The sequence below is a fragment of the Ensifer sp. BR816 genome (genome assembly GCF_000378985.1).
Lineage (GTDB): Bacteria > Pseudomonadota > Alphaproteobacteria > Rhizobiales > Rhizobiaceae > Sinorhizobium.
In genome coordinates, this window is record NZ_KB905370.1 from 2,842,375 (window position 1) to 2,866,082 (window position 23,708).

Sequence of the window (23,708 nt, forward strand, 5' to 3'; positions counted from 1 at the left end):
ATTCGCGTGAAGAGAGGCCATCGATTTTTACTCCCGCTGGCCTGTCTGGCATCAACGCCTTCGGCCGCCAACGCGGACTGGCAGGCGGTCGAAAAGGTGCAGACCTACGCGATCACCGGGCAATCCGGTCCGGAACTCTATGCCTCGATCGGCGAGCGGGGGCCGAAGCTCGGGCCAACGCGCGCCATCGCACATACGAGCTTCAAGCTCACCTGGTCGCGAAAATACGAGACCCAGGGCGATGCCTGCGTTCTCGTCTCGGCCCGGCCCAAGCTGGCGATCACTTACACCCTGCCAGAACCGGCCAAGTCCCTGGCGGGCGCCACCCGGGACCATTGGGAAACCTTCATCGCCGGCGTCCATAAGCATGAGCTGGTGCATGGCGATTTCATCAAGGAGATGGTGAAGAAGATCGAGAGCGCCACCGTCGGGCTCACTGTCCCTTCCGATCCGCAATGCCGAAAGATCAAGTCGGAAATGACCAAGCGGCTCGGCGCGCTGTCCAATGCGCAGCGCCAGCAGAGCCGCGATTTCGATCGCGCCGAACTGAGCGACGGCGGCCAGGTTCATCAGCTCATCCTCGATCTGGTGAACGGAGGATAAGGGCTTTCGCGGGTGGGCCGCGAGCGTGCCGTCGGCCCCAATAGATACACGCAAAAAGCTGGTGAAGGCCACAAACACGCCCCCGAATTGTCTCAATGGAGTTGAACTGTGCCGCGGCGTTACACCCGTGCGGTCGTCGATCCTTCGCGACGATGCGGGCCATCGATTGCTGAATTTATTGTCGGATGAGCGAGCGCCGTTCGCACGTTCGAGAAGGAGAATATGCATGAACAAATCTCTTGCCGTGACGTTTTCCGCCGCGTCCCTGTCTCTGGTCGGCATCGCCGCCAATGCCGCCGACCTCACGACCTATCGCGAGCCAGCGCCGCCGCCGGTGCTGGACGAGCAGAACGGCGTCAAGATCGGTTATCTCGAATGCGATATCGGCGGTGGCGCCGGCTATGTTCTCGGTTCGTCGAAGGAGATCGAATGCGTTTTCCGGTCGCTTGGCGGCGATGAGATCGAGGATCGCTATACCGGTGAAATTCGCAAGCTCGGCGTCGATATCGGTTTTACGATGCGCAGCCGGCTTCTCTGGGCCGTCTTCGCGCCGACGGCCGGGTATCATCACGGCTCGCTGAGCGGGCTGTACAAGGGTGCGACCGCAGAGGCAACCGTCGGCGCCGGCGTGGGTGCCAACGTACTGATCGGCGGGACATCCGGCTCGATTCATCTTCAGACGGTCAGCGTCACTGGGCAGCTCGGGCTGAACGTCGCCGCGGCCGGCACCTCGATGACCCTCAACTCCGTCAATTGACGCACGGCGGCTCGGCCCGGTCGGCTTAGCCGTCCGATCCGTCGCTTCGCCCGGACCGCCAGACAAGGATCAGCATGCCGGCGACCATGGCGGACAGGCAGTACCAGGTGACCGCATAGACGAGATGGTTGTTGGCAAACACGACACGCGTCAGGCCGCCGACCGGCAATCCCCCCGGATTGGGCGTAGCGTCCGCGTCGATGAAATAGGGCGCGACGTCCGATAGGTCGCGCGTCGCGGCGATCGCCGCGACGTCGCGCGAATACCACCGGTCGTCCGACGGCCTGTTCGAACGGAGCAATGATCCGCCCGGCTCGCTCATGCGCATGAGGCCGATGACCTCGGTCTCGACCGATATTTGACCCTGCGACCGTGCCGCCGACGCACGCCTCTCCGTTGGCACGAAGCCGCGGTTGACGAGGACGGTCGTGCCGTCATCGCGCGCGAGCGGCGTCATGACCCAGTAGCCGGCTCCGAGTTCGGTCGCCGTATAGACCAAGGTCTCCTTGTCGTTCAGCAACCGGCCGCGGAGCCGCACGCGGCGATATTCGTCACCCGCGGCGTTGATGCTGGACCATTGGCCTCGAACCGGTGCGGCGACCGGCGCGGCATGGACCCGGGCCTCGACCCGGGCGATGAGGTCGAGCTTCCAGAAGAGCCGCTTGACCTGCCATGTACCGAGCGCCAACAGGCCGGCGATCAAGAGAAGCCCGAAGGCGTTTATGACGGTGGGTGACCGTCGGGAGCGTGGCCGGGACGTAGCTTTCATCCTGGGATCGCTCATGAGGCATCAGCGATTTGAAGGGAGGCGGAAAGGCATTCCGTCGGCTCTGCCGCTCATCCCGCTGCCGCGACCTTCTCCCCGCAGGCGGGGAGAAGGGGCTCGCCGCGCCCGCCCGGGCTTCCCTCTCCCCGCGAGCGGCCAGAGGGTTGGTCCTCGGGTTAAACCCGAGGAGAGGGGCCGGTCTGAGACGTTCCCGCCCGTCATCACGGCATATTTTTCATCATCTCCGGGCTCATCGGCATCATGTTCACGTTGAGATGATGCATGACCCAGAGCGAGCCGGAAAGCGTGATGGCGACGAGGACGATGGTGAAGATCAGTGCCATCATCGTCCAGCCTCCTTCCGATCGCGTGTTCATGTGCAGGAAGAAGATCATGTGCACGACGATCTGGATAGCGCCGAGCGCCATGACGATGACGGCCGTCAGGACGGGACTATCGAGGACATCGGCCATCACCAGCCAGAACGGAATGGCCGTCAGGATGACGGAGAGGACAAAGCCGGTCACATAGCTTTTCAGCGACCCGTGGCCGGCTTCGTGGCCGTGGCTGTGCCCGTGATGCGCCTCAAATGCATCCTCGTGCGAAGGTGCGTGCGTGCTCATCCGAGTACTCCCAGCAGATAGACGAAGGAAAAGACGCCGATCCAGACGACGTCGAGGAAGTGCCAGAACATCGACAGGCACATCAGCCGGCGCTTGTTTTCCAGGATCAGTCCGCGTCTTGCGACCTGGGCCATCAGCACGAACATCCAGACGATGCCGGAGGTCACATGCAGGCCGTGGGTGCCGACGAGCGTGAAGAAAGAAGACAGGAATGCGCTGCGCTGCGGCCCGGCGCCTTCGTGGATCATATGCGCGAACTCGTAGAGTTCGAGCCCGACGAAGGCGATCCCGAAGAGGGCGGTGACCGCCATCCAGACAAGCGTCGTTCTCCTGTTCCCCTTCTCCATCTCCAGCATGGCGAAGCCATAGGTAATGGACGAGAAAAGCAGCATCGACGTGTTTATGGCGACCAGCGGCAGGTCGAAGAGATCGGCGGGCGAGGGACCGGCCGCGTAGCTGCGGCCGAGGACGGCATGCGTGGCGAAAAGGACGGCGAAGATCAGGCAGTCGCTCATCAGATAGAGCCAGAAGCCGAGCATCGTGCTCCCTTCGGGATGATGCTCCTCCTTCAGGTAGAAGGTGGGCGCCTGGCCTTCGTGTAGGGAATGATCGGTAAGCTCGGTCATTGTCTCACGCCTCGCCGGCAAGCATTTCGGTGCGCTTGCCCTCCGTTTCGACGACGTCCTCGACCGGGATGTAGAAGTCGCGGTCGTAGTTGAAGGTGTGGCCGATGGCGATCACGACCATGGCGAGGAAGGAGAGGCCGACGAGCCACCACATGTACCAGATCATGGCGAAGGCGAAGACCACGCTGACGGCGCCGAGGATGACGCCGGTGCCGGTGTTCCTTGGCATGTGGATCGGCTTGAAGCCGCCGAGCGGCCGGCTGTGGCCACGCTTCTTCATGTCCCACCAGGAATCCTGGTCGTGGACGACCGGCGTGAAGGCGAAATTGTAGTCCGGCGGCGGCGACGAGGTCGACCATTCGAGCGTGCGGGCATCCCACGGATCGCCGGTCGTATCGCGGAGTTCCTCGCGCCTTATGAAGCTGACGACGATCTGGACGAGCATCGACAGGATGCCGAGCGCGATCAGGAAGGCGCCGAAGGCGGCGATCACGAACCAGATCTGCAGCGACGGATCCTCGAACTGGCTGACGCGGCGGGTAACGCCCATCAGGCCGAGCACATAGAGCGGCATGAAGGCGAAGTAGAAGCCGGTCAGCCAGAACCAGAAGGACATCTTGCCCCAGAACGGATCGAGCCGGAAACCGAAAGCCTTGGGGAACCAGTAGACGACGCCGGCCATCAACCCGAAGACGACGCCGCCGATGATGACGTTGTGGAAATGGGCGATGAGGAACAGCGAGTTGTGCAGAACGAAATCGGCGGGAGGAACGGCGAGCAGGACGCCGGTCATGCCGCCGATGACGAAGGTCACCATGAAGCCGACCGTCCACAGCATGGGTACCTCGTAGCGGATTCGCCCGCGATACATGGTGAAGAGCCAGTTGAACATCTTGGCGCCGGTCGGGATCGAGATGATCATCGTCGTGATGCCGAAGAAGGCGTTGACGCTGGCGCCCGAACCCATGGTGAAGAAGTGGTGCAGCCAGACGATGTAGGAGAGGATGGTGATGACCACCGTCGCGTAGACCATCGAGGCGTAGCCGAAGAGGCGCTTGCCGCAGAAGGTGGCGACCACCTCCGAGAAGATGCCGAAGGCCGGCAGGACGAGGATGTAGACTTCCGGGTGGCCCCAGATCCAGATGAGGTTCGCATACATCATCGGATTGCCGCCGAGGTCGTTGGTGAAGAAGTGCGTGCCGACGTAGCGGTCGAGCGAAAGCAAGGCGAGCGTCGCGGTGAGAACCGGGAAGGTCGCGACGATCAGCACGTTGGTGCAGAGCGACGTCCAGGTGAAGACCGGCATCTTCATCATCGTCATGCCGGGCGCACGCATCTTGACGATGGTGGCGATGAGGTTGATGCCGGACAGCGTCGTTCCGATGCCGGCGATCTGCAGTCCCCATATGTAATAGTCGACACCGACGCCGGGACTATAGTCCACGCCGGACAGCGGCGGATAGGCGAGCCATCCGGTGCGGGCGAATTCGCCGACGAAGAGCGACAGCATGATGATGATCGCCCCGGCGGTGGTCATCCAGAAGCTGAAATTGTTGAGGAATGGGAAGGACACGTCGCGGGCACCGATCTGCAGCGGCACGACGAAGTTCATGAGTCCGGTCACGAAGGGCATCGCCATGAAGAAAATCATGATGACGCCATGCGCGGTGAAGACCTGGTCGTAGTGATGCGGCGGCAGATAGCCCTCCGAGCCACCGAAGGCCATTGCCTGCTGCAGGCGCATCATGATCGCGTCGGCGAAGCCGCGCAGCAGCATCACCAGCGCCAGGATGACATACATGATGCCGATCTTCTTGTGGTCGACGCTGGTCAGCCAATCGCGCCAGAGCGTTCCCCAGAACCGGTAGTAGCTGATCAGTCCGACGAGGGCGATGCCGCCGATCGCCACGGCGACGAACGTCGCGACGAGGATTGGCTCGTGATAGGGGATCGCCTCGAGGGTCAGCCGGCCAAAGACGAACTTCAGGAGATCTGGATCGGAGAACATGGGGAAACCCGTTCGTTGGTGTCTTTGCGACGCTGGAGCGCCGGGATTCAGTTGCTGGGCTGCGCCGGTGCCGGGGCGCTACCATCCTGCATGCCCGGCATCGAGTGTCCCTCGTGTCCTCCCATCCCCGGCATGTTGTGCTGCGTCGGCTCGTTCGTGCCTTGCGGTTGCTCCTCGCTGCGCGCAGGCGTGCCGGTTGCCGGGAAGGTTGCCGCCGGCGCTCCCTCTTCGGGGGCGTGCCTGTTGTCGTATTCGAGACGCTCGTGGTTTTCGGCGCTTTCCTCGCCCGCGCCGCCCATCGCGTCGATGTGCATCATCTCGTGCATGCACATCTTGCCGGGCGTGGCGCACAGGTTGAGGATCGCGTCGTAGAGACCCGTCTCGACGGTGGCGAAGTAGCGGACCGGTTCGCGCTCGCTCGGCTTTTCAAGCTTCAGATAGGCGTCGCGGTTGAGCGCCGTTCCCTGCGACTTGACGCGGGCGACCCAGGCGTCAAAGCCCTGCTGGTCGACGCCGTGGAATTTGAAGCGCATGTGCGAGAAGCCGTCGCCGCTGTAGTTCGCGGAAAAGCCTTCGTATTCTCCCGCTTTGTTGATGACCGCGTGCAGCTTCGTCTGCATGCCCGGCATGGCATAGATCTGGCCGGCGAGCGCCGGGACATAGAACGAGTTCATGACGGAGGCGGCGGTGATCTTGAAGTTGATCGGCACATCCACCGGCGCGGCGAGTTCGTTGACCGTCGCGATTCCCTGGTCCGGGTAGAAGAACAGCCATTTCCAGTCGAGTGCGACCACCTCGACCGTGAGCGGCTTTGCGTCTGCCGGTATCGGCCGCGCCGCATCGAGCCGGTCGAGCGGGCGATAGGGATCAAGCTTGTGGGTGCTGATCCAGGTGATCGCGCCGAGCGCAATGATGATGGCGAGTGGCGCCGACCAGATCACCACTTCGAGCGCCGTCGAATGGTGCCAGTCCGGATCGTAAGTGGCATCCTTGTTCGATCGGCGGTACCGCCAGGCAAAGAGAAGCGTCAGGAAGATCACCGGCACGATGATCAGCAGCATCAGGATCGTCGAAATGACGATGAGGTCGCGTTGCTGCACGGCAATGTCGCCGGAGGGTGCCATGACCACCAGGTCACAGCCCGCAAGGAGCAGGAACGGCGACACGGCGGCGAGGCGGCGGGTAAACTTCAGAAATGCTGGCACGTCCCTGAGCCCTTCTGATGACGACCACCCTGCGACTAAAGTAGGAGTGGCGCAAACGGTATGAGGTTTTTGGTCGCACCGCAGCAATCTTGTGCATCGCGGTGCGAAGCGGTGCAGCCCGATGCCGGTATCCATGCCCCGGGAGATCGTATTTTTTAGAACGGCAAGCCGCAATTTCGCAATTCAACACTTGATATGATCGATTGATTGATCAACATCCACCTTGAGAGGCGCAGGGCAAAGCGGCTCCGAGTGGTGGGAGGCCGTCAATGAGCAGTGTCACGCAACAGTCCCTGGGCCCGTCTTCTTCTTCGATGGAGCGCGATGCGCGGCGCATCCACGACGACAGGCCCGTATCGGCCGGCAACATCGCGATCGGCGTCGTCATCGGTCGGGCCGCCGAGTTTTTCGACTTTTTCGTCTATGGCATCGCCTCCGTCGTCGTTTTCCCGCAACTCTTCTTTCCCTTCGCGCCCGACCGGCTGACCGCAACGCTTTATTCCTTCGCCATTTTCTCCCTGGCCTTCATCGCGCGGCCCGTCGGCTCCCTCGTCTTCATGGCGGTAGACCGAACTTACGGCCGCGGCGTGAAGTTGACGATTGCCCTTTTCATCCTTGGCGGCTCGACCGCTTCGATTGCCTTCCTGCCGGGCTATGCGACGCTCGGGGTGTGGTCGATAGTGCTGTTGTCGGTGTTCCGGCTGGGGCAGGGATTTGCGCTCGGCGGCGCCTGGGACGGGCTCGCTTCGCTGCTTGCGCTCAACGCCCCGCAGCATCACCGCGGCTGGTATGCGATGATCCCGCAGCTCGGTGCGCCGATCGGCTTCATGCTGGCGAGCGCGCTGTTTGCCTATTTCCTCATGTCTCTTTCCGAGGCTGATTTCCTCGGCTGGGGATGGCGCTATCCGTTCTTCGTAGCCTTCGCGATCAATGTCGTGGCCCTCTTCACGCGGTTGCGCCTCGTGATGACTAAGGAATTTGGAACTTTGCTGGAAGAGCACGAACTGCAGGCAAGGCGGGTCACCGAAGTGCTGCGCTTGCATGGGCGCAACGTCCTCATCGGCGCCTTCGTGCCGCTTGCGAGCTTCGCACTCTTCCACCTTGTCACTGTCTTTCCACTCGGCTGGGTAGAGATCTACACGGACCACGGCGCCAGTTCGTTCCTGATGGTCCAGTTCCTTGGCGCCATTTGCGCCATCGTCGCCATTGTGGTCTCCGGGCTTGTCGCCGATCGCATCGGCCGGCGCTATCACCTCGGCGTCTGCGCGGTATTGATTGCGATTTTCAGCTTTGTCGCCCCGATGCTGCTCGAGGCCGGCGCCACCGGCCGGGACGCATTCGTGATCATCGGCTTCAGCCTCCTGGGCCTGTCTTTCGGGCAGGCTGCCGGTGCCGTCGCATCCCGCTTCGGCCGGGCCTATCGCTACACGGGGGCGGCACTCACCTCGGACCTGTCGTGGCTGATCGGTGCCGGCTTCGCGCCGCTGGTGGCACTGGGCCTGACCAGCCGCTTCGGATTGGCTTTTGCAGGCTACTATCTCCTGTCCGGCGCACTCTGCACCATTGCTGCGCTGATCTTTAGCAAGACGCTCGAGATCCATAACGACTAAGGTCAGGACCTATCCGTTCGGTTTAGAGGTGCAGGGCATGCCGATTTGACGGCATGCCCGCCTGGAAGCGGCGTGTTACACTCCTTGTCGGTGAAACGGCTGGGTCCGCTCGCGGCCCGAAAGGAGCACATGCCCAACCCTGACAGTAGCCTGTTCGATTTCCTCGGAATCATGGCGGTGTTCTTGCTCGTGGCTGCGAATGGTTTTTTCGTCGCGGCCGAATTCTCGCTGGTTTCGGTTAGGCGCAGTCGCGTCACGGAACTGGTGGCGCAGAAGCGGATGAATGCGACCGCCCTTCGACGCGCTGTCGACAATCTTGATGCCAATCTCGCCGCAACGCAGCTCGGCATCACCATCTCGTCGCTTGCTCTCGGCTGGATCGGCGAGCCCGCTCTCGCCCATCTGATCGAGCCCTTGCTGTCGATCCTGCCACAGTTCTGGGCCACGGCCGGATCGCATGCCATCGCCTCGGTCATTTCCTTCGTGATCATCACGGCGCTTCATATCGTGCTCGGCGAATTGGCGCCCAAGAGCCTGGCGCTGCAGCGCAGCGAGGGCACTGCGCTTGCAGTCGTCCGGCCGCTCGGTCTTTTTCTGTTTCTGCTCCGGCCGGCAATCCTGGTGCTGAATGGCCTCGGCAACTTGGTCCTGCGTCTGGCCGGCTTGCGGACGGGAGCAGGGGAGGCCTCGCTGCACTCGCCTGCGGAACTGAAGCTCATCGTCGCCGAAAGCCATCAGGCCGGGCTCCTCGATGTCGCCCAGCAGGAACTCGTGCAGCGCATCTTCAGCATTGGCGATCGCCGCATTTCCGATTTCATGACGCCGCGTGTCGATGTCGACTGGATCGATGCCGACGATCCGCCGGCGGAGATACTCAGAACGATCCGGGAGTGCCGACACGAGCAGTTGCTGATCGCCAGGGGCAATATCGACGAGCCGATCGGCATGGTCCTGAAGAAGGACCTGCTCGATCAATCGCTCGACGGCAGGCCGCTCGACCCCTTCAGCGTCGTATGCGAACCCTTGATCCTGCACGAGGCAACGCCGGTTTTCCGCGTCTTGGAGCGGTTCAAGTCCGCGCCCGTTCGCCTCGCGACGATCGTCGACGAGTATGGAAGTCTCGAAGGGATCGTCACGCAGACGGATCTCTTGGAGGCGATCGCCGGCGAACTGCCGGATATGGAGGCGGATGAGCGGACGGTCATCGAACGCGAGGACGGTTCTCTCCTCATCGACGGCATGATGCCGGCGCATGACGCCTTCGACCGGCTGAAGCTGCACGAACGGCCGCAGGATGGCGGCTATCACACGATTGCAGGTTTCGCGCTGCATATCCTCGGGCATCTGCCCGATGTCGGGGAATGCTTCGAATTCGGCGGCTGGCGATTCGAGATCATCGATATGGACGGCAGGCGGATAGACAAGATCCTGGCGACGAGCCTCGCCGAAGCGGAATAATCCGCTCCGATGCCGGCGGCGATCGCGGAACATATTCGAGTCTCGCCGGTTCCGAGGGCGTCCATCGATAGCCGGAGCGGAATGCCGAAAAACGCTCGTCCGTCGCCGGCTCGCATGAGCGGAGGAAAAGAGATGCCTGCAAAATCGAAGGCGCAGCAGAAGGCCGCCGGCGCGGCCCTTGCCGCCAAGCGCGGCGACATGAAGAAGAGCGATCTCAAGGGCGCTTCCAAGGGCATGGCCGAGTCGATGAGCGAGAAGGAACTCGAGGAAATGGCCTCGACCAAGCGCAAGGGTAAGAAGGAGCACGTTTCGAAGTCTTGAGTGCCCACAAGGCCGATTTGCCACTGTCTGCAAGCGACGCGAGTCCTCAACCCTCGAGGGTCCATCCATGCCAGGGCGGCAAAGACATCCCAAATTCAAAGGGATAGGTTTCGTGTCGGCTTCGCTTTGGTGATTTACACCAGCAACCGGGGACCATATTTTAGGATCGGCACCCGGTCAGAAGGACGGACGGAATGAGCGAAACCAAAGCCCGTGCAGATGCGGACGCAGACAGTGCCGTCGAGGAGCGGATCGCATTCCTGTTGGGAAGGATACAGCAGGAGCCGGTGCCGCAACGTCTGCTTGAACTGGCGCAGCAGCTGCAGGAAGCGCTCAATGCGCGCAGGAAGTGACCGGGCCTTGGCGCGCAACCATTGTTTAGTTCAAGGGATTCCCGTGCATCTGCACAGTTAATTCATTCCGAGCGCGGCTGAGCCGGCTCTTGATCGTCCCGATCGCGCAATCGCAAATATCGGCCGCCTCCTTGTAGCTCATCCCGAACCCTGCGACGAGCACCAGAACTTCGCGGTGTTCGGCGGAAAGACACCCCAAAGCCGTCTGAAGCTCGCCGTTGAGAACGGACCACTCCTGGGACGGCGCTGTCGGTATCGGCAATTCCGCGCAGTTGGTGCTCCCGGGGCTTTCGCGCGTGCGGATCTTGTATTGCGTGCGGAAGGCGTTGCGCATGATCGTGAACAGCCACGACTTGAGGCTCGTGCCAGGCGCGAACTGATGGATGCTGCGCAAGGCGCGAAGCAGCGTTTCCTGCACGAGATCGTCCGCCTCGAACGACGCCGACGTGAAAGTCCGGGCGAAGGCCCGCAACGCCGGGATCAGGTCGACGACCTGCTCTTCAATCTGCGGTGATGGCTGCGACGCGTGACCGGCGGTGGCAGGCATATCGAATATCGCCCTTCTTGCCGTGAGTATTCTTCTGGTGACGCGAAGGAAATGCCTGTCCGCGGCTTTGGTTCCTAGGGGAGCCAAAAGTGCCGCGGGAACCAAAGGCCCCACTGTCGGTTGGGTAAGCCTTGAAGAGGAGAAAACCATGAAGAAGTTTGCCGTGATTTGTGTCGCCCTGCTGCTGCCGGCATCGGCGATCGCTCAAACGACCGTCGTGCTTCCGGGCGAGGTCAGGACCTATGTGATGGAGCAGCAGACGCCGTCCGTCGTATATGAGGGCGAGGTCGTCGTCGGGCAGCCGCTGCCGGAAACCGTGGAGATACATACGATTCCGGATCAACCGGATTTTGCCTATGCGATTGTCAACGAAAAACGCGTCATCATAAATCCGAAGACCCACACGGTGGTGGAGGTTCTCCAGTAAACTTGGAGAATGCGGCATGGGGACTGCCTCCCATGCCGCCCTTTGTCCTCAACGCGACGCATGATGTGCGCCGCGCCGCGAACCGTCTCACCAGAAAAGCCGAGCGAATTTGTAAGGAACCGCACTCTCTGTTGGCGCGTTAACGAACAGTCCGCGGTTTTTGCCGCGCAGTCCACGTCAACAGAAGGGATTGAATCGTGCGACAACGACTGAAGAAAATGCGTCCGAGGTTTGCCCGCCCGCCCGAAAATCCAAATCCGAACAAGAAGGCACCGCGAAATTCATGGCAACCGCAGGTCACCGTGCCGCACCGGGTCGACCTCACCCTCAAGAAGACACCCGACGAGGAAATCGCAGTGCCGGCCTCGGTCAACGGCAGGAGTCTCATTGATGGCCGGCCCTGAAGACAAGGCGATCCGCGTCCGCGACGTGATGACTCGCCAAGTCTATACCGTTTCGCCGACGGACACCGCACAGTCCGTCGCGCGCCTGATGAAGGAAACTGGGGTCGGCGCTTTGCCCGTGGAAGTTCCGGGGGTGGGGACGATTCTTGGTATCGTCACCGATCGCGACATCCTGACCTCGGTCGTCGCCCAGGGACTGTCGACATCGACGGCGGTCTTCGAATTCATGACCGTGGCGGCGGAATCCTGCGAGGAAGGAGACAGCATCCTGCTCGCCGCCCAGAAGATGCATGATCTGAGGATACGGCAGCTCGTCGTCGTGGACGAAAAGCGTCACGCCGCCGGCATCATCGCGCTGGCGGACATCATTCGCGTGAGCCCGGAACTCGGTGGCCTCGTGCTTGACGGCATGTCCCGCCAGGGGTCGGAAAACGAGCACCATGAAGGGATAACGTCATGCCCGGCTTGACGCAGGATCGCCTGTGGAGCGAAGCGGTGATCCTGGAAGCACCGAACCGTGTGCTTCGCGTGCAAAGTACGCGCGACGCATATCTTTGCCTCAAGAACCATTGGCCACTCCCGGATGGAGAGGGCAGCGCAAGGCGAGAGGCACTTGCCGCCTGTGACCGCGTGATCGACGGTGAGGACGAGCCGGATGCTGCCCGGGCTGCCTTCATGAAGGCAGCCGAGGAAGCTCAATTCTCCGTCCATAGTTGGACAAGCAACGACGGCGGCTGATGCCGTCTTTCAATGGAGAAGGGCGGTCAAGACCTGCTGTCGGAACGGTTTCGTCCGACAGCAGGCGTATCGTAGCGGCGCGCCATGGCGGACTGGACTTCCGCCTGAAAGGCGAAGATCTGGCTGCGGATTTCGTCTTCCGCGAGGCCGAGCTGTGAAAGCTCGTCGGCGAGCTTCCGGCACTCTGCTTTCCAGAATTGCAAAGCGGAATTTCCATGAATCCGATCGAGCTCCCGGGCGCAACGATCGATTTCGGCCGTGCGCGCTTCAACAGGAAATGCGATGACCCTGCCTGCTTTGGACATACTCTTCCGCTCGTTCAATTCAGCTTCCATCGAATCACCCCGCACTCGCATTACGCAAGGTCTATCGGCAAGATGGTTAACGATTCATTCGCTGGGCGCTCCGTCCGCTCAACTGTGTTCGCGCTGGCGAAGTCCGCGATTATTTCTCGTCACGGGGAACAAATCGGATTGCATCCGGTTTAGCCAGCGGAATGCCTGGAACAGTTCCCTCTCCGCAAGCCCCTGAGGTTCCGGGCATTCCATGATGATGCGAATAGTGGGCCCCGCCAACTGGCGGGGCTTCATTTTGGTCTGTGCCGATCAGAAGTCGGAAAGATCTATCGCAGCAGCCCCTGTCCACCGTCTATCCAGATGGGGCTGCCGGTGATGTGCCGCGCCTCGTCCGAGACGAGGAAGGCAATGACGTCGGCGACATCCTCGCTGCATCCGGGCCGGCCGCCGGTAATCGGAACCTGGCCCTCCGGCCACTCGACCGGTATCGCCGTTTCCTGCTCGTGGCGCAGGCTCGTATTCTCAGCAATGCTGGTGTCGATCTCGCCCGGGCAGACGGCGTTGACGCGGATGTGGTGCCTTGCCAGTTCCAGGGCCAGTTGTTGGACGATCGCGACCTGGGCCGCCTTGGTGGCCGTGTAGGCCGTGGCGCCGGGCGTCGTGAACGTCCGCGTGCCGTTGATCGACGAGACGACGACGATGGCGCCGCCGCCGTTCTGTTTCAGATAGGGGACTGTCGTGTGAAGAGTGAGAAAGGTGCCGCGGAGGTTGACGGCAATGGTCTCGTCCCATTCGGACGGCTTTAGATCGTCGATGGGGGCCCAGACGCCGTTGATGCCGGCGTTTGCAACGACGATATCGAGACCACCGAACGTCGAAACAAGGTGCTTCACCGCCTCTCGCATCGGCATTTCGTCAGCCACGTCTGCCGGGAGGACCAGCGCCTCTCCGCCCTGGGCGCTGATCTGCGTCGCGACCTCTTCGAGTTCAGACCGCGTGCGGCCCAGCACCCCCACCTTGGCACCTTTTGCAGCGAGCAGGCATGCCGTAGCCCTGCCGATGCCGGATCCGGCACCCGTGACGAGTGCGACAGACGACCGACCGACCATGGCTACTGCTTCTTCGCGCGGTCGGTCGGGATGGTGGAAACGGTCACCGAGACGGGATCGCTGGCCGGGAAGCTGTCCTCCAGTCCTTCGTCGAGCTGCCTTTCCATTTCGTCCGTGTCCTTGGTGGCGCGCGCACTGCGGCGCATATTCGGCCGGTCCGAACCAGTGTCGCCGTTTTCGAGCGTCTTGGTGTCCGTGTTAGCAAGCTCCATCATGACTGCCTTGGCCCGCTCCAGCGCATTCATGCGGTTGAGGCTGCGGTCGGAGTCGTTGCGAAGCGACACGGAGACGATTTCACCTCCCTCGCCGACGAATTCCACGGTGAAACCGGCCCGTCCGCCCTGTTCCGGGATAATCTGTGTGCCGACAACGTGCATAAACTCATCCTCCTGGTCGCGCTTCCAGGCCCGACTTGAACGATGACAGGGAGCATCCGCGGGGCGGAAGCCGGCTGCCTTTCCTGCGGGCCTTTGCCTCAGGCAAACGGCCATGGGTAGTTTTGGTTCCACTGGCCGAGACGCGCAGCCTCAACGGGCGCCGCCCGTTTTTTGCGGCCGTCCGGCCGCCTTGGTTATCTTCCTGTGCAGCGCGTGGTCGTCCTCTGTCGCGGCGTGTTCCTTGAGAATTTCGCTGAGGCGCTTCAGCTCGCGTTCGTCGAGTTTTTCGATCCCGACGAACCGGTTCTCGGCGCCGCTCGTCAGGATAAGCTCATCCAGCTTCGCCTGCACCGCAGTGCCATCGCGGTTCTGGGAATTCTGCAGGACGAAGACCATCAGGAAGGTGACGATTGTCGTACCGGTGTTGATGATGAGCTGCCATGTCTCGGAAAAGCCGAAGAACGGACCGGAAATGCCCCAGACGGCAATCAGGGCAACTGCGACGACGAAGGTGACCGGCCTGCCGGCATATCTCGCGACGGCTGTCGAGAACTTGCTGAAGCTATTCGCCATTCTAAAGACCCGCCCACTGCATTTTGACGATCATGGATAGTCACGCCGCCGTCGCCGGAGAAATCCGAAGGCGAAGTTTCCCATTGGTTTGCTGTAAATGCCTGAAACCAAAAAAGAGTTCCCGGCGGGGGAGAAGGCAGGGTCGCCGGTGCAGCAGGCACAGGCTCACTCCAGCCCGTATGCATCACCTCCGCTGTCCTGTCCGGTTTCCGTGACGATCGTCAGGAAGGCCTCCCGGGAAGCGGAGAGGAAGGCGGCGCGGGCGTCTTCAGGTTTCTTCCGCTGCTTCAGCGCCGCATTGCACGCGCGCAGGGCGCAGCCGTAATAGGCGCCGTGCCGTACCGGCCACTCGCTTTGCAGACACTTGATCGCATCGAGCGGTCCAATGATGGTGCGGCATTTGCCGTCCAGCATGGTGATGCTGACGGGTTTCTCCCATGGGATCTCGCGCATGGCTGTCCTTTCGTATCCTCCTGCATGCTTCCTTGGAGCGGCCAAAGGATAAACATGCAGCAATTCAACGAGCTACTGCGAGTCTTTGTGCGTCTGAACAGATGCACGGCGCTGTAGGTGCTATCTCTGCGTCGCGGCTGCCGGCTCTTTTCCGGCGCTTGAGTATGCGCCTCTATTGGCTGCGAATCGATAGGTGTGCCTCTTCCGCCGCCTTGATGAATGCCCTGCGGGCTTTCTCAGACTTGACCTTGCCGTCCAGGGCCTGGAGGCAAGTGCGTTTGGCGGCCGCGAGCGCCCGGCCACCCGGTTGCGGCCAGCGCGACAACAGGCATTCGACGGCTTCCCGCGTGCTCTTTACGGCGCGGTATCCGCCTGTTTCGCCGAGCTCCAATTCGACGCATTTATCCCACCAGAAACAGTGCATGACGCCTTGCCTCGCAGCTGGTTGCCAGTGGACATCAAACTGATCGAGCCGGCCTTTAGTTCCCTTCCAACGGTAATGACGCGCGTGAACAGGTGGCTCTCCCCTTGACGTGGAACACGATGTCGCTAAGTAAAGAAGCGCTCCCGTCTTCAGACATCAGATCGCGGGAGGAACATTGGTGCCGGGCCCCTCTGGCGAGAGTTTTTTACGGCGCTCTCGTGATGTCGGTACCGCCAGCAAATCAGCCGGCGGAAAAACGCTACCATGAAAATTCAACCCATGCCTCACGCATGTGCCCGTTCGGCCGTGCGTTCTTTCCTTTCCAACAGCCTCCCATTCGCAAACGCGACTTGCTCGCGGACAGGAGAGGCCCGCCCATGACACACTCGAACTCGCAAACAGGCGCCCTTGATTACTTCAAGTGGGCCTTTCTCACCACAGCTGCCGGTCTGATCCTCGGCGCCTGGGTCGGTTGGCAATCGACCGGTACTCTCAGCGGCATGATGACGGTCTTTTTCGTCTGTGCCGTCCTCGCGGTGCTTGAAATCTCCCTGTCTTTCGACAACGCAATCGTCAACGCCAACAAGCTCAAGGACATGACGCCGGTCTGGCAGCATCGGTTCCTCACCTGGGGCATTATCATCGCCGTCTTCGGCATGCGCATCGTCTTTCCGCTGTTGATCGTGGTGATCGCGGCAAATATCGGACCGATCGACGCGATCATCCTCGCTGCGGCTCGTCCAGAAGAGTATGCCCGCATCATGCACGATGCGCATCTGCCGATCGCCGCTTTCGGCGGAACCTTCCTGATGATGGTCGGTCTGAATTACTTCTTCGATCATGAGAAGGACGTGCACTGGATTGCCTGGATCGAACGCAAGATGGCGCGCTTTGCGACCATCAAGGGCATCGAGATCGCTTTCGTCCTCGCTCTCATTCTCGGCTTCTCGACCTTGCTCGAGGGAGAAGAGGCGGTCGCTTTCGTCCATGCGGCCGTCTACGGCCTGCTGACGTTCCTCGTCGTCGAGATCGTCGGTGGGCTCCTGGACGCCACCGAGCAGACGATGAGCGCTGCAGCAAAGGGTGGCTTCGGCGCCTTCCTCTATCTGGAAGTCCTCGATGCCAGCTTTTCCTTTGACGGTGTCATCGGCGCCTTCGCCCTGACGCAGAACCTGTTCATCATCGCCATCGGCCTTGGTATCGGCGCGATGTATGTCCGCTCGATGACGGTGATGCTGGTCGAAAAGGGCACGCTCAGCGAATATCGCTACCTGGAGCATGGCGCTTTCTATGCGATCCTGATCCTCTCGGTGGTGATGTATTTCCAGACGCTGATGCATATCCCCGAGGTCATCACCGGGCTTGGCGGCGCGGGCCTCATCGGCCTTTCGCTCTGGTCGTCGATCCGCCACAACCGGCGCGAGGCGCGGGAGGAAACGGTACGAGGCGAACCGGAAGGGCGGTTGCACGCCTAAATTTAGCGCATCGGCCCGAAAATCGAACCGATTTTCGGAAAGCACGATGCGTAGATTCAAAGTGCTACAGCGTCCTTTGCGCGTCTGAAAGACGCGCGGCGCTGTAGATGCGGATTTGGCCATCAAAATTCGACGGCCCGGCAAACCTTGCCGGGCCGCTTCCATATGTCGAATGGCCAAAATGCTTGATCCGCATCAATGTCAATTGGAGCAGTGCAAGTAGCCTGGAAAGACAGCAGACAGGAGGCTTCCATGTTCCGCAACATACTCATTCCCACCGATGGTTCAGAGCTTGCCACGCTTGCCGTGGACGCCGGCATAGCGTTTGCCAAAGAGGTGAATGCCAGGGTCACCGTCTTTACCGTGGTTGAGCCTTTCCATCTCTTTTTTTCAGCCGATATCGAGCAACTCAGCAGCACCCGGGAAGAATACGAGGCAATCTCCCGCCAGCACGCGGCCGAGAGGCTCGCCGTGGCGCAGGCCAAGGCGGAAGGCGCCGGCGTCACCTGCGATACGGATCAGGTTCGCACCCATGATGTCTACCGCGCGATCGTCACGAAGGCGCAGGACATCGACGCCGACCTCATCATCATGGCGTCGCACGGCCGCGGCGGCGTCGGCGCGTTGATCCTTGGCAGCGTAGCCGCCAAGGTGCTGACACATTCGGCGATCCCCGTGCTGATCTACCGCAAGAAGTGATGGGGCCGGTCTGCTCTGCCCGGCCGCCGGTTCGCGCTCGACCGGCCCTATGAATGATCGCTGAAGTCGGTCTGCAATCAGTCATTCAAGCAATGTGACCGGGATTCCGCTTGATGGTTTCCTTTGCCGGAAAAGCGTCACAGTTTTGGGCGAAGGGCTCGGCGAGCCGGCACTGTTTCCCGGCGGAATCGCTACATGACGCGGAGGAACGCTCTTGAACGCCAGTCCGAACGATCTTGCGCTGATTGCCGTGATGCGCCGGTATTTTCTGGTGAAGGACGAGTCGAACGCGATGAAGCAACGGTTGGAGAGCGCCCGCAAGGATGCGGGCGAGGAAATCGACCGCTTCTACGACCCGCGGCTGAACACGTCCCACGCGAACGATATCCTGGCTTGGCATGTGCTTCGGAAGGAGCAGGAAGAACTGATGAGCCTCGCCGCGCGTTGGGGAAGCGGCGGCAGTATCGAGGACTGTCATGTCGAGGTCGAGAGCCCGACGGAGACGGTTCATATGCTCGGAATCCACACGATGATGGACTGACGGGCTGCGGTAGCGTCAAATACGCAACCGCAGCCCCCAATGCCCTCGCATCAACGAGCAAAGAGGCGAAACACTCGCGCCCGGGCGGGGCGCGAGGCTTCATGAACGAGATCGCCGGCCGGACTATTGTGCCGGTGCGGGTGTAGCAGGCGCCGGCGTTGCGGGTGCCGGGGTGGCCGGTTCCGGTGTCGCGGGCGCGGGCGTCGCCGGTTCCGGAGTAGCGGGTGCCGGAGTAGCGGGCGCCGGTTCAGGCGCAGCAGGCGCGGGTTCTGCAGGAGCAGGTGCCGGTGGCGTTTCGGCTGTCTGTTCGGTGCCACCCGGCATCAGGAACATAACCGCGAGGATGACGATCGCGACCACTATGATACCGATGATCACGTTTCTGTTCATTGAGTAGTTCCTCCGATACTGGAGACCATCCTGGATTCGGTCTCGACTCGATTAATGGAGCGGCAGTTGCTTTGCAATCAGAGATCAGTGAACGCAGCCCATCATCGCCCTTGAACAGGGTGATTCGCAACCCGGCTGCCTGATTCCGCTTGCTGCGAGTGTTGCAGGCGCGGTTGGCGCGTTCCGCGCCACCGAACCCGAATGGCGGATCACCACCTGATATCCGCGACAAACGCGGCATTGCTAGAATACCGCCAGATATCTGAGCAGCGACAAGACGCCGATGATGATCACGATGACTTGGACGATTTGCTTGGTGCGTCCGTCCAGCGGAAGCCGGTTGACGAGATAGAGCACAAGGATGACGACGAGAAATGTCACAAGCACACTGATCAGTAGGGACATGTATTTCCGCTCCTGTTGTCTCGACTTACGAAACTTTACCTATGGGAGCAGAGGCGAAAGGAAAGGCCCAAGCCACCAGATCGCAACAGTGTCGCTTTGCGCGCGATGGAGCGTCGACGCGCATTTCGCGCGCGACGATCGCATCTGGCGATGAAATTTAGGGCCTCGGGGCGGAGACGGGCCGAGCTACAGGCTGATCCTACGCGCTGCCTGTCGCCACCCCTGAAGATTTCAAAGAAAATGCCAGCTCGCTGAGAAAACGTTTTCGCATATTGACATATGGTGTGAGAAAAGGTTTTCTCATTGTCATTCTTGTGGGAGGTCGATTTGACGACGCAGCGGGCGAGGAGCGGTCGCGTGACCATTCACGATCTGGCGCGCGTGGCCGGCGTCAGCGTCTCGACGGTGTCGAAGGCACTAAACGACAACGGCCGCATGGCCGCCGAGACGCGGGCACGGATCAAGCGGATCGCAGCCGAAATCGGCTTCCGGCCGAACGCGCTGGCGCGGGGGCTGCTGTCCAGCCGGTCGTTCACCATCGGCCTTCTGACCAACGACACCTATGGCCGTTTCACCCTGCCGGTCATGGCCGGCGTTTCGGAGGCACTGGTCGATCACGGTGTCTCGGTCTTCCTCTGCGCCATCGAGGACGATCCGGCCCTCGGCAAGGTCCATGTCGACGCCATGCTGGACAAGCAGGTGGATGGCATCATCGCGACAGGCAAGCGGATCGACAGGTCTCTCCCGGTCGATCTCGCTGGCCTGCCGGTGCCCGTCGTCTATGCTTTCACCGCCGGGACGCCGGAAAGCGTGACCTTCACGGCGGACGATGCGCAGGGGGCGGCTCTTGCTGCGGACTGGCTCAAGAAAATAGGTCGTCGCAGGCTCGTGCATATCACCGGTCCCGAGACGTTCGTTTCCGTGCGCGAGCGTGCAGCGGCTTTCGCCAGCGAGGCCGGCGATGAGGCGCCGGTGCTCTATGGCATCTGGTCCGAGAGTTGGGGCCACCAGGCGATTGCCGATCTGTGGAGCGCCGGCGGCGTGCGGCCCGACGGCATCTTCTGCGGCAACGACCAGATCGCCCGCGGCGTGATCGACGCGCTTCGGGAGCGTGGCGTCAAGGTGCCGGAGGAGGTTTCGGTCATCGGCTTCGACAATTGGGAAATCCTGGCCGAACAGACCCGACCGCCGCTGACGACAATCGACATGAACTTGAAGGAACTCGGCAGGGAAGCCGGGTTGATGGTGCTTGCACTCGCCGAAGGACGTCCGGCCGAGCCGGGCTTGCGCAAGCTGCCCTGTAAGCTGGTCATCCGCCAGTCCTGTGGCGGGGCCCGAGCCGACTAGTAAGACGCCTGAACTGACGCCGGCCGCGTGCGACTGAACGAGGAGGAGGGAGCCTGCATTGAAGCGGCTCCGGTCAAGAGGAGGAATGGAAAGTGTTGAAGAGATTGCTTGCCGCAACGACGCTTGCCTACGGGCTGGGGCTCTCTGTTGCTTCTGCCGAAACGATCAGCATGTGGGTGCGAACCGGCATCGGCGACTCCTTCAAGGAAGTCGTCAAGGCCTACAATGCTGCCGGTGAGGACAAGGTGGAACTGACCGAAGTTCCCTTTTCCGAACTCGTTCAGAAATACGCCACGGCCATTGCCGGCGGCCAGGCGCCGGATGCGCTGTCGCTCGACCTGATCTACACGCCTGCCTTCGCCGCTGCCGGCCAGCTCGAGGACCTGAGCGAATGGGCGAAATCGCTCTCCTATTTCAACGCGCTATCACCGTCGCACGTCAAGCTCGGCACCTATCAGGACAAGATCTACGGCCTGCCGCTTTCGGTCGAAACGTCGATCTTCGCCTGGAACAAGGAACTCTATCGCAAGGCCGGGCTCGATCCGGAAAAGGCGCCGAAAACCTGGGAGGAGATCACCGCCAATGCCGAGAAGATCCGCGCCCTCGGCGACGACACCTACGGCTTCTACTTCTCCGGCGGCGGCTGCGGCGGCTGCATGATCTTCACTTTCACGCCGCTGGTCTGGGGTGCGGATGCCGACATCCTCTCCCCCGACAGCAAGAAGGCTACGCTCGACACGCCCGAGATGCGCAAGGCGGTTGACATCTATCGCAATCTCGTTGCGAAGGACACGGTTCCCGCCGGCTCCGCAAGCGATAACGGCGTCAATTTCCTGACCTTCACCAACGGCAAGATCGGCCAACAGAGCATCGGAGCCTTCGCCATCGGCACGCTGGTCACCCAGCATCCGGAGATCGACTTCGGCGTTACGCTGATCCCCGGCGTCGACGGCAAGCCCTCGTCCTTTGCCGGCGGCGACAACTTCGTCGTCACCAAGGGAACGCCGAAGCTGGAAGCGGTCAAGAAATTCCTCGAATATACCTATTCGATGGAGGGCCAGAAGATCATGGCGAAATACGGCAGCCTGCCAACGCGCGGCGACATCGCCGGCGAGGTTCTCGAAGGGCTCGATCCGCGCCTTAAGGTCGGCATCGAGGCGATCGCGGTCGCAAAGACGCCCTATACGCTGCAGTTCAACGACCTGATCAACTCATCGAACGGCCCGTGGGCAACCTTCATCAATGCGGCAATCTACGGTGACGACGTGGACGGCGCCTTCTCGAATGCGCAATCCGAGATGCAATCGATCATCGACGCGGGTCAATAACCCGTACCGCTGGGAGGGCATCCGTCCTTCCAGCACACGCAACAGGATCGAAGAAGTCACTCATGACCATGTCGGGCATCGCATCTCAGTCGCCGCGTCACCGCAGGAAGAAGCGATCCGGCTGGCGCGGTCTGCTCTACATCGCGCCGGCGATGGCGCTGGTCACCGTGTTCTTCGTCCTTCCGGTGCTCTTCACCGTCTGGATGAGCCTGCACAAATGGCCGCTGCTCGGCACGCCCGCCTGGATCGGTTTCGGCAACTATGTCCGCATGGTAAGCGACGTGCGCTTCATGGCGGCGCTCGGCTTTACGGCGCACTATACGATCATCGTCACCATCGCGATCTTCGCCGTCGCCTTTCCGCTGGCGATTTTCGTCGAGAAGCAGCGGCCGCTGGTTTCCGCCTATCGAACGATTATTTTCCTGCCGGTCGTCGTCGGGCTCGCCTCGGCCTCGCTGCTCTGGGTGTGGCTTGCCAATGTCGACAGCGGTCTTTTCGCCCCGCTGATGCAGCGGCTCGGGCTGACCAATGGCCGCATCAACCTGCTTGCCGGTTTCGATACGGCCTTCCTGACCATCATCGTCATGGTCGTCTGGAAGATTGCCGGCTTCACCATGATCATTCTGCTCACCGGCCTCCAGGCGATTCCGGCGGAGCTGACGGAGGCCGCCCGGATCGACGGCGCGAGGCGGTGGCAACGCTTCCGTTACCTGACACTGCCGCTGATGCGCCGGACTATGGCACTGGCCCTGATACTGTCGGTCACCGGCTCCATCCTCGCCTTCGACCAGTTCTACATCATGACGAGCGGCGGTCCGCAGAACCGGATGATCTCCGTCGTCTACTACATCTTCAACCAGTCCTTCGTGTCCTTCAATCTGGGCTATGGCGCAGCCCTTTCGATCGCGCTGCTCGCCATCCTCGTCACCATCAGCATCTTCCAGCTCTGGCTGCTCAAGGTGGGGGATGAGAGACCATGAGGACGCGTCGTGAAATCCGCGCCCGCAAGGCGCTGCGCGACCGGATCGCCTATCACGGGATCGGTATCGGCACGGCCTTCTTCTTCCTGGCGCCGTTCGTGATCGGCCTTTTGGCATCGTTCCGGCCGAACAGCGAATCCGGCCTGCCGCCGCTGCCGCCGTGGCCGATGTCGGGCATCAGCTTCGACGCCTATCGTATCCTCGACGGCTTCGGCTCCGGCGTCTGGCAGCACACGCTAAACTCGCTGGTGGTGTCGTTTGGGACGGTCGCCTTGACTGTCGCGGTCAGCGTGCTCGCCGGCTATGGCTTCTCACGCTACCGCTTTCCTTTCAAGAACGCGCTTTTCGTGCTGATCATCGCGACGCTGATGATCCCGTTCCAGTCGATCCTGACGCCCCTCTTCATCATCCTGGCGAGGCTCGGACTCAACAACTCGCTCTTCGGCCTGATGCTCGTCTATGTGACGCTGCAGCTGCCGTTCTCGGTCTTCATGATGCGCAACGCCTTCGACGCGGTGCCGAAGGAGATCGAGGAGGCGGCCCGCATCGACGGCGCGCGCGACCTGAAGCTCCTGGTGCGGGTGCTGTTGCCGCTGGTGATGCCCGGCGTCGCGACGGTGTCGATCTTCGCCTTCCTCAATGCCTGGAACGAGTTCTTTGCGGCCCTCGTGCTGCTCTCCAGCAACGACAATTATACGCTCCCGGTGCTGATGACCGCCGTTCGTGCCGGCCGGCTTGGCGCGATCAACTGGGGCGCCGTGCAAGCGGGGGTCGCCGTCATGGTCGTGCCCTGCCTGATCGTCTTCCTTCTATTGCAACGCTACTACATGCGCGGGCTGATGGCCGGCGCGGTCAAATGACGAGA

The 23,708-nt window shown here is 61.5% G+C and carries 29 protein-coding genes; 16 read left to right on the plus strand and 13 right to left on the minus strand.

Features of this window, described 5'->3' with window-relative positions; all coding sequences use genetic code 11:
- Positions 1–6: 6 nt before the first annotated feature.
- Positions 7–603, plus strand: a complete 597-nt coding sequence (locus RHIBR816_RS0113700; RefSeq protein ID WP_018237123.1) for a DUF922 domain-containing Zn-dependent protease — start codon at positions 7–9, stop codon at positions 601–603.
- A gap of 226 nt (positions 604–829) precedes the next feature.
- Positions 830–1,360, plus strand: coding sequence for a DUF992 domain-containing protein (locus tag RHIBR816_RS0113705; protein ID WP_018237124.1), 531 nt, complete (start codon positions 830–832; stop codon positions 1,358–1,360).
- A 25-nt stretch (positions 1,361–1,385) separates the two neighbouring features.
- On the opposite strand, the gene RHIBR816_RS0113710 is transcribed toward RHIBR816_RS0113705, so the two are convergent.
- The 5 genes from RHIBR816_RS0113710 to cyoA form a co-directional block, all read right to left on the minus strand.
- Positions 1,386–2,144 carry an SURF1 family protein gene (locus RHIBR816_RS0113710; RefSeq protein WP_026186968.1) on the minus strand — a complete coding sequence of 253 codons (759 nt, stop codon included), beginning with the start codon at positions 2,142–2,144 and terminating at the stop codon, positions 1,386–1,388.
- A 203-nt stretch (positions 2,145–2,347) separates the two neighbouring features.
- On the minus strand, positions 2,348–2,749 hold the full coding sequence (cyoD, locus tag RHIBR816_RS0113715) for a cytochrome o ubiquinol oxidase subunit IV (protein ID WP_018237126.1): 402 nt from the start codon (positions 2,747–2,749) through the stop codon (positions 2,348–2,350).
- On the minus strand, positions 2,746–3,375 hold the full coding sequence (gene cyoC / locus RHIBR816_RS0113720) for a cytochrome o ubiquinol oxidase subunit III (protein WP_018237127.1): 630 nt from the start codon (positions 3,373–3,375) through the stop codon (positions 2,746–2,748). The genes cyoD and cyoC overlap by 4 nt, the downstream gene beginning before the upstream one ends.
- A gap of 4 nt (positions 3,376–3,379) precedes the next feature.
- Positions 3,380–5,383 (minus strand): cytochrome o ubiquinol oxidase subunit I, encoded by a 2,004-nt coding sequence (gene cyoB / locus RHIBR816_RS0113725; RefSeq protein WP_018237128.1) that lies wholly within the window; start codon positions 5,381–5,383, stop codon positions 3,380–3,382.
- 47 nt (positions 5,384–5,430) lie between these two features.
- The gene (gene cyoA, locus RHIBR816_RS0113730; RefSeq protein ID WP_026186969.1) at positions 5,431–6,588 is read right to left on the minus strand and encodes a ubiquinol oxidase subunit II; all 1,158 of its coding nucleotides are present in this window, start codon (positions 6,586–6,588) and stop codon (positions 5,431–5,433) included.
- Between the two features lie 269 nt (positions 6,589–6,857).
- Between cyoA and RHIBR816_RS0113735 the strand changes: the two genes are divergently transcribed.
- From RHIBR816_RS0113735 to RHIBR816_RS35920, 4 genes are all read left to right on the plus strand, one after another.
- On the plus strand, positions 6,858–8,198 hold the full coding sequence (locus RHIBR816_RS0113735) for an MFS transporter (protein WP_026186970.1): 1,341 nt from the start codon (positions 6,858–6,860) through the stop codon (positions 8,196–8,198).
- A gap of 129 nt (positions 8,199–8,327) precedes the next feature.
- Positions 8,328–9,656, plus strand: coding sequence for a hemolysin family protein (locus RHIBR816_RS0113740; RefSeq protein ID WP_018237131.1), 1,329 nt, complete (start codon positions 8,328–8,330; stop codon positions 9,654–9,656).
- Positions 9,657–9,788: 132 nt separating this feature from the next.
- Positions 9,789–9,977: a DUF3008 family protein gene (locus RHIBR816_RS0113745; RefSeq protein WP_018237132.1), complete on the plus strand. Its 189-nt coding sequence runs from the start codon at positions 9,789–9,791 to the stop codon at positions 9,975–9,977.
- A 194-nt stretch (positions 9,978–10,171) separates the two neighbouring features.
- Positions 10,172–10,330: a hypothetical protein gene (locus RHIBR816_RS35920; RefSeq protein WP_018237133.1), complete on the plus strand. Its 159-nt coding sequence runs from the start codon at positions 10,172–10,174 to the stop codon at positions 10,328–10,330.
- A gap of 25 nt (positions 10,331–10,355) precedes the next feature.
- Here the strand turns inward: RHIBR816_RS35920 and RHIBR816_RS0113755 are convergent, their stop codons facing one another.
- Positions 10,356–10,877 (minus strand): sigma-70 family RNA polymerase sigma factor, encoded by a 522-nt coding sequence (locus tag RHIBR816_RS0113755; protein ID WP_018237134.1) that lies wholly within the window; start codon positions 10,875–10,877, stop codon positions 10,356–10,358.
- Positions 10,878–11,025: 148 nt separating this feature from the next.
- Between RHIBR816_RS0113755 and RHIBR816_RS0113760 the strand changes: the two genes are divergently transcribed.
- The 3 genes from RHIBR816_RS0113760 (at position 11,026) to RHIBR816_RS0113775 (ending at position 12,446) form a co-directional block, all read left to right on the plus strand.
- Entirely contained in the window at positions 11,026–11,304 is a 279-nt protein-coding gene (locus RHIBR816_RS0113760) for a DUF1236 domain-containing protein (protein WP_018237135.1), read from the plus strand.
- A 390-nt stretch (positions 11,305–11,694) separates the two neighbouring features.
- Positions 11,695–12,177: a CBS domain-containing protein gene (locus RHIBR816_RS0113770; protein WP_018237137.1), complete on the plus strand. Its 483-nt coding sequence runs from the start codon at positions 11,695–11,697 to the stop codon at positions 12,175–12,177.
- Positions 12,165–12,446, plus strand: coding sequence for a DUF982 domain-containing protein (locus RHIBR816_RS0113775; RefSeq protein ID WP_018237138.1), 282 nt, complete (start codon positions 12,165–12,167; stop codon positions 12,444–12,446). Before RHIBR816_RS0113770 ends, RHIBR816_RS0113775 begins: the two co-directional genes overlap by 13 nt.
- Positions 12,447–12,472: 26 nt before the next feature.
- Here the strand turns inward: RHIBR816_RS0113775 and RHIBR816_RS0113780 are convergent, their stop codons facing one another.
- The 6 genes from RHIBR816_RS0113780 to RHIBR816_RS37105 form a co-directional block, all read right to left on the minus strand.
- Positions 12,473–12,781, minus strand: coding sequence for a DUF6074 family protein (locus tag RHIBR816_RS0113780; protein ID WP_026186972.1), 309 nt, complete (start codon positions 12,779–12,781; stop codon positions 12,473–12,475).
- Between the two features lie 287 nt (positions 12,782–13,068).
- Positions 13,069–13,851 carry an SDR family NAD(P)-dependent oxidoreductase gene (locus RHIBR816_RS0113785; protein WP_018237140.1) on the minus strand — a complete coding sequence of 261 codons (783 nt, stop codon included), beginning with the start codon at positions 13,849–13,851 and terminating at the stop codon, positions 13,069–13,071.
- A 2-nt stretch (positions 13,852–13,853) separates the two neighbouring features.
- Positions 13,854–14,228 carry a hypothetical protein gene (locus RHIBR816_RS0113790; RefSeq protein ID WP_018237141.1) on the minus strand — a complete coding sequence of 125 codons (375 nt, stop codon included), beginning with the start codon at positions 14,226–14,228 and terminating at the stop codon, positions 13,854–13,856.
- Between the two features lie 150 nt (positions 14,229–14,378).
- Complete coding sequence (locus RHIBR816_RS0113795; RefSeq protein ID WP_018237142.1) at positions 14,379–14,801, minus strand: low affinity iron permease family protein; 423 nt, start codon at positions 14,799–14,801, stop codon at positions 14,379–14,381.
- 165 nt (positions 14,802–14,966) lie between these two features.
- Positions 14,967–15,254, minus strand: a complete 288-nt coding sequence (locus RHIBR816_RS0113800; protein ID WP_018237143.1) for a DUF982 domain-containing protein — start codon at positions 15,252–15,254, stop codon at positions 14,967–14,969.
- 172 nt (positions 15,255–15,426) lie between these two features.
- Positions 15,427–15,678 (minus strand): DUF982 domain-containing protein, encoded by a 252-nt coding sequence (locus RHIBR816_RS37105; protein WP_018237144.1) that lies wholly within the window; start codon positions 15,676–15,678, stop codon positions 15,427–15,429.
- A 377-nt stretch (positions 15,679–16,055) separates the two neighbouring features.
- Here RHIBR816_RS37105 and RHIBR816_RS0113810 point away from each other — a divergent pair, with 377 nt between their 5' ends.
- The 3 genes from RHIBR816_RS0113810 (at position 16,056) to RHIBR816_RS0113820 (ending at position 18,393) form a co-directional block, all read left to right on the plus strand.
- On the plus strand, positions 16,056–17,153 hold the full coding sequence (locus tag RHIBR816_RS0113810) for a DUF475 domain-containing protein (protein WP_018237145.1): 1,098 nt from the start codon (positions 16,056–16,058) through the stop codon (positions 17,151–17,153).
- 252 nt (positions 17,154–17,405) lie between these two features.
- Entirely contained in the window at positions 17,406–17,852 is a 447-nt protein-coding gene (locus RHIBR816_RS0113815; RefSeq protein WP_018237146.1) for a universal stress protein, read from the plus strand.
- Between the two features lie 214 nt (positions 17,853–18,066).
- Positions 18,067–18,393 carry a hypothetical protein gene (locus RHIBR816_RS0113820; RefSeq protein ID WP_018237147.1) on the plus strand — a complete coding sequence of 109 codons (327 nt, stop codon included), beginning with the start codon at positions 18,067–18,069 and terminating at the stop codon, positions 18,391–18,393.
- 633 nt (positions 18,394–19,026) lie between these two features.
- Here the strand turns inward: RHIBR816_RS0113820 and RHIBR816_RS35935 are convergent.
- Complete coding sequence (locus tag RHIBR816_RS35935) at positions 19,027–19,188, minus strand: Thivi_2564 family membrane protein (protein WP_018237148.1); 162 nt, start codon at positions 19,186–19,188, stop codon at positions 19,027–19,029.
- Between the two features lie 357 nt (positions 19,189–19,545).
- On the opposite strand from RHIBR816_RS35935, the gene RHIBR816_RS0113830 reads away from it, so the two are divergent.
- From RHIBR816_RS0113830 to RHIBR816_RS0113845, 4 genes are all read left to right on the plus strand, one after another.
- Positions 19,546–20,535, plus strand: a complete 990-nt coding sequence (locus RHIBR816_RS0113830) for a LacI family DNA-binding transcriptional regulator (RefSeq protein WP_245262587.1) — start codon at positions 19,546–19,548, stop codon at positions 20,533–20,535.
- A gap of 92 nt (positions 20,536–20,627) precedes the next feature.
- Complete coding sequence (locus RHIBR816_RS0113835; protein ID WP_026186973.1) at positions 20,628–21,863, plus strand: sugar ABC transporter substrate-binding protein; 1,236 nt, start codon at positions 20,628–20,630, stop codon at positions 21,861–21,863.
- A gap of 62 nt (positions 21,864–21,925) precedes the next feature.
- The gene (locus tag RHIBR816_RS0113840; RefSeq protein ID WP_018237151.1) at positions 21,926–22,843 is read left to right on the plus strand and encodes a carbohydrate ABC transporter permease; all 918 of its coding nucleotides are present in this window, start codon (positions 21,926–21,928) and stop codon (positions 22,841–22,843) included.
- Complete coding sequence (locus RHIBR816_RS0113845) at positions 22,840–23,703, plus strand: carbohydrate ABC transporter permease (RefSeq protein WP_018237152.1); 864 nt, start codon at positions 22,840–22,842, stop codon at positions 23,701–23,703. Before RHIBR816_RS0113840 ends, RHIBR816_RS0113845 begins: the two co-directional genes overlap by 4 nt.
- Positions 23,704–23,708 lie beyond the last annotated feature (5 nt).